Source organism: Cellulomonas septica, from assembly GCF_012396155.1.
GTDB lineage: Bacteria > Actinomycetota > Actinomycetes > Actinomycetales > Cellulomonadaceae > Cellulomonas > Cellulomonas septica.
This window is the reverse complement of sequence record NZ_JAAXOY010000048.1, coordinates 1-10,568: the sequence shown is the minus strand read 5'-3', so window position 1 is coordinate 10,568 and position 10,568 is coordinate 1. Positions and strand designations below refer to the sequence as shown.

At 75.2% G+C, this 10,568-nt stretch carries 11 protein-coding genes and 1 pseudogene; 4 read left to right on the top strand and 8 right to left on the bottom strand.

From position 1 onward, the window contains the following. Positions 1-1,007, top strand: a 1,007-nt coding sequence (locus HGA02_RS03830) for a DUF6807 domain-containing protein (protein WP_168677752.1), incomplete at its 5' end; no start/stop codon positions are given. Continuing rightward, positions 1,004-1,267, top strand: a pseudogene (locus HGA02_RS03825) (cupin domain-containing protein); the annotation flags it as partial. The gene HGA02_RS03830 and the pseudogene HGA02_RS03825, both read left to right, overlap by 4 nt. Positions 1,268-1,316: 49 nt before the next feature. On the opposite strand, the gene HGA02_RS03820 reads toward HGA02_RS03825, so the two are convergent. Continuing rightward, positions 1,317-1,868, bottom strand: a complete 552-nt coding sequence (locus tag HGA02_RS03820) for a bacterial proteasome activator family protein (protein ID WP_168677744.1) — start codon at positions 1,866-1,868, stop codon at positions 1,317-1,319. A 76-nt stretch (positions 1,869-1,944) separates the two neighbouring features. Here HGA02_RS03820 and HGA02_RS03815 point away from each other — a divergent pair, with 76 nt between their 5' ends. Further along, positions 1,945-3,177: an AGE family epimerase/isomerase gene (locus HGA02_RS03815; RefSeq protein WP_168677742.1), complete on the top strand. Its 1,233-nt coding sequence runs from the start codon at positions 1,945-1,947 to the stop codon at positions 3,175-3,177. A gap of 21 nt (positions 3,178-3,198) precedes the next feature. Here the strand turns inward: HGA02_RS03815 and HGA02_RS03810 are convergent, their stop codons facing one another. After that, positions 3,199-4,524 (bottom strand): GNAT family N-acetyltransferase, encoded by a 1,326-nt coding sequence (locus HGA02_RS03810; RefSeq protein ID WP_168677740.1) that lies wholly within the window; start codon positions 4,522-4,524, stop codon positions 3,199-3,201. Between the two features lie 106 nt (positions 4,525-4,630). On the opposite strand from HGA02_RS03810, the gene HGA02_RS03805 reads away from it, so the two are divergent. Next, positions 4,631-5,716 (top strand): PP2C family protein-serine/threonine phosphatase, encoded by a 1,086-nt coding sequence (locus HGA02_RS03805; RefSeq protein WP_168677738.1) that lies wholly within the window; start codon positions 4,631-4,633, stop codon positions 5,714-5,716. 146 nt (positions 5,717-5,862) lie between these two features. Here the strand turns inward: HGA02_RS03805 and HGA02_RS03800 are convergent, their stop codons facing one another. The 6 genes from HGA02_RS03800 to cysK form a co-directional block, all read right to left on the bottom strand. Then, complete coding sequence (locus HGA02_RS03800) at positions 5,863-6,192, bottom strand: MGMT family protein (protein WP_168677736.1); 330 nt, start codon at positions 6,190-6,192, stop codon at positions 5,863-5,865. A 29-nt stretch (positions 6,193-6,221) separates the two neighbouring features. Continuing rightward, positions 6,222-7,292 (bottom strand): LLM class F420-dependent oxidoreductase, encoded by a 1,071-nt coding sequence (locus HGA02_RS03795; RefSeq protein ID WP_168677734.1) that lies wholly within the window; start codon positions 7,290-7,292, stop codon positions 6,222-6,224. Positions 7,293-7,391: 99 nt separating this feature from the next. After that, positions 7,392-8,378, bottom strand: a complete 987-nt coding sequence (locus HGA02_RS03790; protein WP_168677732.1) for a DUF1648 domain-containing protein — start codon at positions 8,376-8,378, stop codon at positions 7,392-7,394. Then, on the bottom strand, positions 8,375-8,722 hold the full coding sequence (locus HGA02_RS03785) for a GntR family transcriptional regulator (protein WP_168677729.1): 348 nt from the start codon (positions 8,720-8,722) through the stop codon (positions 8,375-8,377). Before HGA02_RS03785 ends, HGA02_RS03790 begins: the two co-directional genes overlap by 4 nt. Positions 8,723-8,823: 101 nt before the next feature. Further along, positions 8,824-9,408 carry a serine O-acetyltransferase EpsC gene (gene epsC / locus HGA02_RS03780; RefSeq protein WP_168677727.1) on the bottom strand — a complete coding sequence of 195 codons (585 nt, stop codon included), beginning with the start codon at positions 9,406-9,408 and terminating at the stop codon, positions 8,824-8,826. Between the two features lie 41 nt (positions 9,409-9,449). Next, entirely contained in the window at positions 9,450-10,385 is a 936-nt protein-coding gene (gene cysK / locus HGA02_RS03775) for a cysteine synthase A (protein WP_162351586.1), read from the bottom strand. Positions 10,386-10,568: the final 183 nt, after the last annotated feature.

Here is a 10,568-nt window from a genome sequence, read left to right as displayed (position 1 = left end):
ACGACGTCGGCCGCGCGGTCGACGTCACGGCGGCCGGCACGATGCTCGCGCGGTACGTCTACGTGCCCGACGACGCGCAGCTCGAGAGCCCGCGCCCGTACGTGCACCCGCTGCGCACGCGCGGCGGCGACCTGGTCTCCGCGTTCCGCCCCTGGGACCACGTCTGGCACAAGGGCGTCTCCTGGTCGCTGCCCGTCGTCGGCGAGCACAACTTCTGGGGCGGCCCGACGTACGTGCACGGCCAGGGCTACGTCCAGCTCGACAACGACGGGTCGATGGACCACCAGGACCTGCGGGTCCTCGCCGTCGGCGCCGACCGCGTCGACCTCGCGCACACCCTCGCGTGGCACACGCAGTCCGGCGAGCACGTCGTCGACGAGGACCGCGCGCTCGCGTTCGTCGTGCCCGCCGACCGGCCCGACGCGTGGGTCCTCACGTTCACCACGACGATGACGAACGTGTCCGCGCACGACCTCACGATCGGCTCGCCGACCACCCGCGGCCGCGAGAACGCCGGGTACGGCGGGCTGTTCTGGCGCGGTCCGCGGTCGTTCACCGACGGCGTCCTGCTCGCGCCGGTCGGGGCCGGTGGCGAGGAGCTGCGCGGCACGCGCCAGCCGTGGCTCGGGCTCGTCGGGCGGCACGACGACGTGGGTCGCGCGTCGACCGTCGTCCTGGTCGACGGCACCGGCGAGGCCGACGGCGCGGGACCGCAGTGGTTCGCGCGCGTCGAGCAGTTCGGCTGCCTCAACCCGGCGCCGTTCTTCTCGACCGAGGTGCCCTTCGGCCCCGGTGGCACGGTGACGTTCCGGTACGCGGTCGTCGTCGCCGACGGTGCGTCCGACGTCGGGCGGGCGGGCGGGCTCGCGTCGCTGGGCACGTCGGTCCTCGACGGTCCGGACGCCGGGTCGGCGGGACTCGACGGGACGACGAACGGCCTTCCCGCCGCCTCGGTCGGCGGTACGGCGCACGGCATCGCGGCCGGCACGGCGGTCGGGTCGTCGTGAGCCTCCTGCCCGGTGGCGTGTCCGTGAGCCACCTGCGCGTCTACGACTGGCCCGCCGCCGACGGCGTCGGGCGCGCCGGGTCGGGGGCGCCGCACCTGCACACCGCGTCCGCGGAGGCGTACGTCGTGCTCGGCGGTACGGGCGCCGTGCACACGCTCGGCCCGGACGGGCTCGTCGAGCACCGTCTGACGGCGGGTGACGTCGTGCGCTTCGACCCGGGCGTCGTGCACCGCGCGGTCAACGACGGTGACCTCGAGGTGCTCGTCGTCATGGGCAACGCGGGTCTGCCCGAGGCGGGGGACGCCGTCCTCACCTTCCCGCCGGACGTGCTCGCCGACCCCGCCGCGTACCGGGCGGGAGCGCACGACGCATCTGCGACAGCTGCGCCTGCGCCGCCATCTGCTGCGCGACGAGCGCCGTCTGGATGCCGTGGAACAGGCCCTCGAGCCACCCGACGAGCTGCGCCTGCGCGATCCGCAGCTCGGCGTCCGACGGCGTCTGCTCGTCGACGAACGGCAGCGTGATGCGGTGCAGCTCGGCCACGAGCTCGGGGGACAGGCCGTCCTCGAGCTCCTTGAGGGACCGCTCGTGCACCTCGGCCAGACGCGCGCGGGCGGCGTCGTCGAGCGGCGCGCTGCGGACCTCGTCGAGCAGCTGCTTGATCATCGTGCCGATCCGCATGACCTTCGCGGGCTCGCCCACGAGGTCGGTGACGTCCTCGCGGCCCTCGTCCTGGTCGTCGTCCGGCGCGCCGTCGCCGCCCCCGGGTGCCGGCACCACGACGACCCGCGGCCCCGTGCCCGTCGGACCCTGCGCGTGCTGCCCCGTGCCGACCTCGTCACGTGCCTCGTCGTCGCTCATCCGGGCATTGTGTCCCGCCCGTCGCCGACCGTGCAGCCTGGACCGGTCGCCGGTCCGCCGTCGGTAGGGTTGACGCATGTCCTGGCTGACGACGCCCGCGCACGCCCGGTGGCTCGAGGGTGAGACCGACCGGTTGCTGGACTTCGGGAGGGCGTCGGCGCTGCCCGGCGGCGGGTTCGCGCGGCAGGACGAGCAGGGCGGCGTGCAGGACGGCCCGCTCGAGCTCTGGATCACGTGCCGCATGACGCACGTCTACGCGATCGGGCACCTGCTGGGGCGCCCCGGCTCGGCGGCGCTCGTGGACCACGGGCTCGCGGCGCTGCGCGGCGTCTTCCACGACGACGAGCACGGCGGCTGGTTCGCCGAGGTCGAGCGCGACGGCACCCCGCGGGACACCGACAAGGCCGCCTACCCGCACGCGTTCGTGATCCTCGCGGCGTCGAGCGCGACCGCCGCGGGCCGCCCGGGCGCGCGCGAGCTCCTCGACGAGGCCCTCGCCGTCTCGGAGCAGCGCTTCTGGGACGAGCAGGCGGGACTCGCGGTCGAGCAGTGGGACCGTACGTTCACGACGCTCGACACCTACCGCGGCGTCAACGCGAACATGCACACCGTCGAGGCGTACCTCGCGGCCGCGGACGTCACGGGCCACCGCGTCTGGCTCGACCGTGCGCTGCGGATCGTCGAGCGGGTCGTCGACGGGTTCGCGAAGGGCAACTCCTGGCGCATCCCCGAGCACTTCGACGCGGACTGGGTCGCCGACCTCGAGTACAACGTCGACACGCCCGCGCACCCGTTCCGCCCGTACGGCGCGACCATCGGGCACTGGTTCGAGTGGGCGCGCCTCACGCTGCACGCGCGCGCCGCCGTGACCGCGCGCGGCGACGTCGCCCCGACGTGGCTGCTCGACGACGCCGTCGCGCTGTTCGACGCCGGCGTGCGCGAGGGCTGGGACGTCGACGGCGCACCCGGCTTCGTCTACACGGTCGACTGGGACGGAGCGCCCGTCGTGCGCGAGCGCATGCACTGGGTCGCCGCCGAGGCCGTGGCCGCGGCCGCCGCGCTGCACGCCGCGACCGGGGAGGCGCGGTACGACGACCTCTACACCCAGTGGTGGGAGTACGTCGGCGCGCACCACCTCGACCGCGAGGGCGGCTCGTGGTGGCACGAGCTCGGCACCGACAACACGGTGTCGCGCACGGTGTGGGCGGGCAAGGCCGACCTCTACCACGCGGTGCAGGCGACGCTGATCCCGCGGCTGCCGCTCACCCCGGTGATCGTCCCGGCGCTCGCGGCGGGCCTGCTGGACTGACGCCGGTCGCGGCGCGGCGGCTCAGGGGACCAGCAGCACCTTCCCGAAGGCCTCGCCGCGCTCCATCATGCGGTGCGCCTCCGCGGCCTCCGCGAGCGGGACGCGCGCGTGCACGACGGGACGGACGGTGCCGTCGGCGAGCAGCGGCCACACGTGCCGGGCGACCCCGTCGACGATCGCGGCCTTCTGCGCGTGCGGGCGTGACCGCAGCGTCGTGCCGATGACCGACGCGCGCCGCGCGAGCAGCAGCCCGAGGTCGAGCTCGGCCCGCCGCCCCTGCTGCATCCCGATGACGACGAGGCGGCCGCCGTCCGCCAGGATCCGCAGGTTGTCCGCGAGGGCGCCCGCACCGAGCACGTCGAGCACGACGTCGACGGGGGCGGCGTACCGGCGGGCCGTGAGCGCCGCCGGGACGTCGAGCAGGCGCACCCACAGGTTGTCGACCATCTTCGGCACGATCCCGCGCGGGTCCACGAGCTGGTGGAGCAGCGCGTCGTCGACGGGGAGCATCGGCCCCTCGACCGTCGCGGTGAGGTCGAGATCGAGCAGGAACGACCAGAGCCGGTGCGAGGCGGCCGCGTCGACCGCGACGGCCTCGCGCACGCGGACCTCGTACCGCGGGCCGCCCTCGGTCCAGACGTCCTTGCGCCGCAGCGTCGCGTACCCGCGGACCTCGCCCGCGGCGTCGTGGACCGTCGCGAGCCGCAGCGGCTCCCCACCGTCGCGCCACGCGGGCGGGTCGACGAGCTGACGGCGGCGCAGCACCTCGGTGTCGCGCGTGATCCACCCCGGCCGTCCGGCGCCCGCCGCGCGGTGGACCGCGTCGAGGACGTCGCGGTGCGCGAACGCGTCGAGCGTCGTGAACCGCACGGTGAGGTCCGCGGACCCCGGGACGTCGCGCAGCGCGGCGCCGCGCGACAGCTTGACGCGCAGGTCGTCGGCGGCCGAGCCGTAGCCGAACCGCCCGTAGATCGCGTGCTCGGCGGCGAACAGCGCGGAGACGGGTTCGCCGCGGTCGAGCGAGCGTGCGAAGTAGCTGTCGATCATCGCGGTGAGCAGGCCGCGCCGGCGCTGGTCGGGCCGCACACCGACCCACGTGAGCCCGGAGCACGCGACGCTGCCGCCGGGCACGGGCAGCGTGAACGGGAAGGACCCGTGGACGGCGGCGAGCGAGCCGTCGGGCGCCTCGACGCCCATCGTGCGGTCGAACGGCACCGTGAGCGGCACGATCGCATCGGTCTCGGGCGTGGAGTCGAACGCGAACGCCAGGCGGTCGGTCTCGAGGAACTCGGTCTGACGGGTCTCGGGCACGGCGACGACGCGGTACCCCTCGGGCAGGCGGCTCATGGTCGCCATGGTCGCGGGCGGCCCGCGGTGCGCGCGAGCGGTTTCCCGGCGACGCGCGGGTCCTGGCGCCCTGTTCGCGTCCGCGACCTGCGGATACGCTCGGGCGATGACGACGGGCGCGACGGTCGGCCCGGGACCCCTCACGCGGATCGTGCTCGCCGTGCGCCGGCGCGTCCTGCGCTCGCAGCCCGGGCTCGCGGGCCTGCTCGTCCTGGTGTCCGGCGCGATCGTCGCGGGGGTCGTCCTGCAGGCCGAGTGGGTGCCGCCCTCGACGTTCCTGCTGCTCCTGCTGGCGGGCGTGCTCCTGCTGCGCCTGCACCCGCTCGCGGCGCTCTGCGTCGTCATCCTCCTCGAGGCGCTCGTGCTCATGCTCGCGGGCGTGCCCGCGATGGTGCCCGGGGTCGTCGTCATCATCGGCGTCGCGACGGTCGTCGCGCTGGTGTTCGCGAACGAGCGGGACCGGCTGGGACTGCGGGGTGCGCCCGGCGGTCACATGCTCGTCGACCTGCGGGACCGGCTGTCCGCGCACGGGCGGGTGCCCGCGCTGCCGGCGGGCTGGTCGGTCGACTCGGAGATCCGGTCCGCGCACGCCGACGCGTTCTCGGGCGACTTCATGGTCGCGCGGCTGCGGCGCGGCGCCGTGCTCGAGGTCGTGCTCGTCGACGTCTCGGGCAAGGGGCTCGACGCGGGCGTCCGGTCCCTGCAGCTGTCCGGCGCGTTCGGCGGCCTGCTCGGCGCGCTGCCGACCGAGTCGTTCCTGCAGGCCGCGAACGCGTACGTGCTCGACCAGGACTGGGAGGAGGGGTTCGCGACGGCCGTGCACGTCGCCGTCGACCTCACCTCGGGCGACTACACGGTCGCGTCGGCCGGGCACCCGCCGCCGCTGCACCTGCACGCGGGCGCGGGCCGGCTCGACGTGGTCGACACCGTCGGGAGCCCCGCGCTCGGGGTCGTCGACGACCTGCCCTACCGGCCCCGGTACGGGCGCCTCGAACCGGGCGACGTGCTGCTGCTCTACACCGACGGGCTCGTGGACACGCCCGGCACGTCGCTGGACCGCGGCCTCGACCGGCTCATGGGGGCGGCCGACCGCGTGCTCGCGCCTCGGGTCGGCGGTGCCACGGCCGTGCTCGCGGCGGTGCGGGCCGACGACTCCGACGACCGCGCGCTGGTCCTGGTCCGACGCGACTGAGCCCGGACGCCGCCGCGGCACGCGGCGACCACGGCGGTGCCGCGACCGTCGTGGGTCGTGGGTCGTGGGTCGTGGGTCGTCGGTCGTCGGTCGTGGGTCGTCGGAGGCCCGGCCGCACGACGGAGCACGACGCCCGAGCCGCCGCGTCAGTCGTCGGGGAACCAGATCGCCCGGCGGAGCGCGACGCGCGAGCCGTCGGCGGTCCGGGGCGTCCCCTCGGCGACGAGCTGCTCCATCGCCCGCACCCGGTGCCGCGCGGGCGGCGCACCCTGCGCGTTGACGACGCGCCACCACGGCACGCCCGACCCGGCGCGGCTCATCACCTGCCCGACCTGACGCGGTCCGCCGCGGGGCCGACCACCGTCCCGCACGGCCTGCTCGCTCACCACCTCGGCGACGGTCCCGTAGGTCATGACGCGACCCGACGGGATCGTCGCGACGAGGTCCAGCACGGCCTCGACGTAGTCGTCGTCCACGTCAGCGAGCCCTCGCGTGCGCGCCCACGTCAGACGGCATGCGTGCTCGGGCCGCCGTCGACTGCCTCGGCCAGCAGCGCGGCGACCGCGGGCAGCGCGCGGGGGTCGGTCTGGACGAGCATCGTCGTGATCGCGGTGCCCTGCCACGCCGGGAGCTGCGCGCGGATGTCGTCGGGCGTCCCGACGAGCCCGATCTCGCGCACGAGCTCGGTCGGGACGGCGGCGACGGCCCGCGCCTTGTCGCCCGCGAGGTAGTGCGCCTGGATCTCGTCGCACGCCTCGGCGTACCCCAGCCGGTCGAGCACGTTGCGGTGGAAGTTCGCGCCCTTGGCGCCCATCCCGCCCGCGTACAGCGCGACGTGGGGGCGGATCGTGTCGGCGGCCTGCTCGACGTCGTCGGCCAGGACGACGGGCACCGCGGCCGTGACCTCGAACTCCTCGACCGGCCGGAGCGCGCCCGACCGCTTCGCGAACCCCTCGGCGAGCAGCGCACGGTGCTCGGCGTCCATGCGCGGCGAGTAGAACATCGGCAGCCAGCCGTCGGCGATCTCGGCCGTGAGCGCGGTGTTGCGCGGCCCCTCGGCGGCCAGGTGGATCGGCAGGTCGGCGCGCAGCGGGTGGACGGTCGAGCGCAGCGGCTTGCCGAGGCCCGTGCCCTGGTCGGCGGGGAGCGGCAGGCGGAAGAAGTCGCCGTCGTAGGTGACGGGCGCCTCGCGGGCGAGCACCTGGCGCACCACGTCGACGTACTCCCGGGTGCGGGCGAGCGGCCGCGGGTACGGCTGGCCGTACCACCCCTCGACCACCTGCGGACCGCTCGCGCCGAGCCCGAGCACGAAGCGCCCGCCGGACAGGTGGTCGAGCGTGAGCGCCGCCATCGCGGCGGCCGTCGGGGTCCGCGCGGACAGCTGCGCGATCGCGGTGCCGAGGCGGATCCGCGACGTGCGCGCGCCCCACCACGCGAGCGGCGTCAGCGCGTCGGACCCGTACGCCTCGGCCGTCCAGACCGAGTCGAACCCGAGCTGCTCCGCGGCCAGGACGGCCTCCTGCGCGCCCGGCGGCGGACCGGCCGACCAGTACCCGACGTAGTACCCGAGGCGCATCCGTCCACCCTCCGCTCGACCGGCGCGTCGGCGGCGACGCGCGGCGGTCAGGTTACCGGTCAGTCGCTTCGCGCGGCTGCCCCGGCTCCGGCCGAGCCGTCAGGAGACCCGAGCGCGCTCCGCGAGCGTGTTGAGCAGAGCGGCGGCCGTCGCGGCGTCGTCGACCGTGACGACCGTCGTGCGCGCGCCGGTCCGCTCGACGACGAGCGCGTCACCGGCTCGCAGGACGAACCCGGCCCGCCCGTCGAGCGCGACGCGGTAGCCCCACCCGCCGAAGTCCCGGAGCGGGCTGATCGTCTCGGCGTGCGCGGCGACCACCTGCTCGAGCGGGACGTGCACGCGTGGCCAGCCGAGCGGCGACCGTGCGACGAGCCCGGCGGTGCTGACCGTGACGCGCAGGACCAGCATGCTCGCGAGCAGCGCGGCGAGGACGGCCGCGATCGCGAGCAGGACCCAGGTGTCGAGCACGATCGACAGCACGACCTGCAGCGCGATCACCGGCAGCGCGACACCGATCGCCGCGGGCGACCACACGCTCGCGGTCCACGCGGCGCGCTCGCCGGGCGCGAGGGGCAGCCGTGCCGCGTCGGCGGGCGGTGCGTCGGTCGTGGTGACGTCGGGGTCGCCGGGGACCAGGAGCGCCGCGACGACGCCGAGCACGAGGCCCGTCGCGAACGCGGCGGCGACGACACCGGAGATCGGACCGGTGTCGCGCGCGTCGTCGAGCCCGCGCTGCAGCGCGAGCGAGCCCACGACCAGGACGGCGAGGAGCGCCGCGATGCCGACGGACGTCCCGGCGGCGATGCGGCGCGTCGTCGCCTCGGCGCCGAGCCGCAGGGCGAGCACCCAGCACGACAGCGACAGCAGGACCGACGTCAGGGCGAGCAGCAGCAGCGCACCCCCGAGGGACGAGAAGTCGTCGGGCGTGCCGCCCGGGCCCCAGTGCGTCGCGACCGGGTCGGGCAGGTCATCGGCCCACGTCAGCGCCACGAGCACCGCGACGGCCGTGAGCGCGACGGGTGCGACGAGCGTGATCAGGGTGGTCGCCCGGCGGTGGGGGATGGTCGGGCGGCGGTCGGCGGTCACCGGAGGGCCTCCTTGAGCAGGGCGAGCGTGGTGGCGGGCGGGACGTCGAGCCGGCGGGCGGTCTGGACGAGGCGCTCGACGGCCTCGTGGAGCGCGGCGAGGTCGTCGGTGCGGGCGACGACCGCACCGCGGCCGCGGCGGAGCTCGATCACGCCCTCGTCGCGGAGCTCCTGGTAGGCGCGCAGCACGGTGTGCAGGTTGATGTCGAGCGACGTCGAGAGCTCCCGGGCGGCCGGGAGGCGCGCACCCGCCGTGAGCTCGCCGCGGGCGACGGCTCGACGCACCTGGTCCGCGAGCTGCTGGAACAGCGGCTCGGGGGAGGAGGGGTCGACGCGCAGGAGCATGCCTCAACTCTAGTTGTTTGCACACAACTAGAACAAGTGTGAAGGAGCGGCTCGACGGAACCGGGGAAGGGCCCACCGGCCCGGGTGGTGACGCGGTGGCGTCAGATGTAGATCGCGGGGTCGTCGACCTCGACGTCGAACGGCGCCGTCTTCGGGCGCAGCCGGATCTGCGCGGGCACACCCACGGCGATCGCGTCGGCCGGCACGTCGTGGATCACGACCGCGTTCGCCCCCACCTGCGCGCCGTTCCCGACCCACACCGGTCCGAGGATCTTGGCGCCTGCTCCGACGACGACGCCGTCGCCGAGCGTGGGGTGGCGCTTGCCGCGCCGCATGGACTTGCCGCCGAGCGTCGACCCGTGGAACAGCACCACGTCGTCGCCGACCTCGGCGGTCTCGCCGACGACCACGCCCATGCCGTGGTCGATGAACAGCCGCCGCCCGAGCCGGGCACCGGGGTGGATCTCGACCCCGGTGGCTGCCCGCGCGAGCTGCGACAGCAGTCGCGCGGGCAGCCGGAGACCGGGCTCCCGCCACATCCGGTGCGCCACCCGGTAGGCCCACACCGCGTGCACGCCGGGGTAGCCGAGGGCGACCTCGAGCGCCGAGCGGGCCGCGGGGTCGCGGTGCCGTGCGGCGTCGAGGTCCTCCTTCAGGAGGTCCAGCAGGCGCAGGGGTGCGGTCATGAGCCTTCCGGTCTGAGCGGGGGGACGGGCGGGGCGGACGCTCAGTCGAGCAGGTCGGCGTAGAGGATCGTCGACAGGTAGCGCTCGCCGAACGACGGGATGATGGCGACGATCAGCTTGCCCGCGTTCTCGGGACGCTGCGCGAGGAGCTTCGCGGCGTGCAGCGCGGCACCCGACGAGATGCCGACCAGCAGGCCCTCCTCGGCGGCGGCGCGACGCGCGACCGCGACGGCCGTCTCGGCGTCGACGTCGATGATCTCGTCGTAGACCGAGGTGTCGAGGATCTCGGGCACGAAGTTCGCGCCGATGCCCTGGATCTTGTGCGGGCCGGGGGCGCCGCCGTTGAGGATCGGCGACTCGGCCGGCTCCACACCGACGATCTGCACGCCCGGCTTGCGCTCCTTGAGCACCTGGCCGACGCCCGTGATCGTGCCGCCCGTGCCGATGCCCGCGACGAGGATGTCGATCTCGCCGTCCGTGTCGGCCCAGATCTCCTCGGCCGTCGTGCGGCGGTGGATCGCCGGGTTGGCCTCGTTGGCGAACTGGCGGGCCAGGATCGCGCCCTCGCGCTCCTTGACGACCTCGTCGGCCTTGTTGACCGCGCCCTTCATGCCCTCCGAGCCCGGCGTGAGGATGAGCTCCGCACCGAACGCGCGCAGCAGCGCCCGCCGCTCCTTCGACATCGTCTCCGGCATCGTGAGGACGACCTTGTAGCCGCGCGCCGCACCGACGAACGCGAGCGCGATGCCGGTGTTGCCGGACGTGGCCTCGACGATCGTGCCGCCGGGCTTGAGGTCGCCCGACGCCTCGGCCGCGTCGATGATCGCGACGCCGATGCGGTCCTTGACCGAGTTGGCCGGGTTGTAGAACTCGAGCTTGCCGACCACCGTGGCGGGGGCGCCGTCGGTGATCTTGTTGATGCGGACCAGCGGGGTGTTGCCGATCAGCGCGGTCGCGTCGTCGTAGATGCGGGCCATGGTTCCTCTTCGGTCGAGCCGCCCCGTCCGGGTGGGAGCGGCGTGCAGGGGTGGGGGACAGCGTGCGGGTCCGCCGGACCGGGGGACGGGGCGCGTCGGGAGGCCGGCGGGGTGGTGCGGCGGGGCGAGCACTGGCGGGGCGGGGCGCACGCCCCGGTCAGGTGATCCTCGCGCGCGAGGGTC

Bases quoted from the DNA above. Each gene is read 5' to 3' on its own strand.
- HGA02_RS03820 (WP_168677744.1), bottom strand. From the start codon at position 1,868: ATGAGCGACGACGAGGCACGTGACGAGGTCGGCACGGGGCAGCACGCG.
- HGA02_RS03815 (WP_168677742.1), top strand. From the start codon at position 1,945: ATGTCCTGGCTGACGACGCCCGCGCACGCCCGGTGGCTCGAGGGTGAG.
- HGA02_RS03810 (WP_168677740.1), bottom strand. From the start codon at position 4,524: ATGAGCCGCCTGCCCGAGGGGTACCGCGTCGTCGCCGTGCCCGAGACC.
- HGA02_RS03805 (WP_168677738.1), top strand. From the start codon at position 4,631: ATGACGACGGGCGCGACGGTCGGCCCGGGACCCCTCACGCGGATCGTG.
- HGA02_RS03795 (WP_168677734.1), bottom strand. From the start codon at position 7,292: ATGCGCCTCGGGTACTACGTCGGGTACTGGTCGGCCGGTCCGCCGCCG.
- HGA02_RS03785 (WP_168677729.1), bottom strand. From the start codon at position 8,722: ATGCTCCTGCGCGTCGACCCCTCCTCCCCCGAGCCGCTGTTCCAGCAG.
- epsC (WP_168677727.1), bottom strand. From the start codon at position 9,408: ATGACCGCACCCCTGCGCCTGCTGGACCTCCTGAAGGAGGACCTCGAC.
- cysK (WP_162351586.1), bottom strand. From the start codon at position 10,385: ATGGCCCGCATCTACGACGACGCGACCGCGCTGATCGGCAACACCCCG.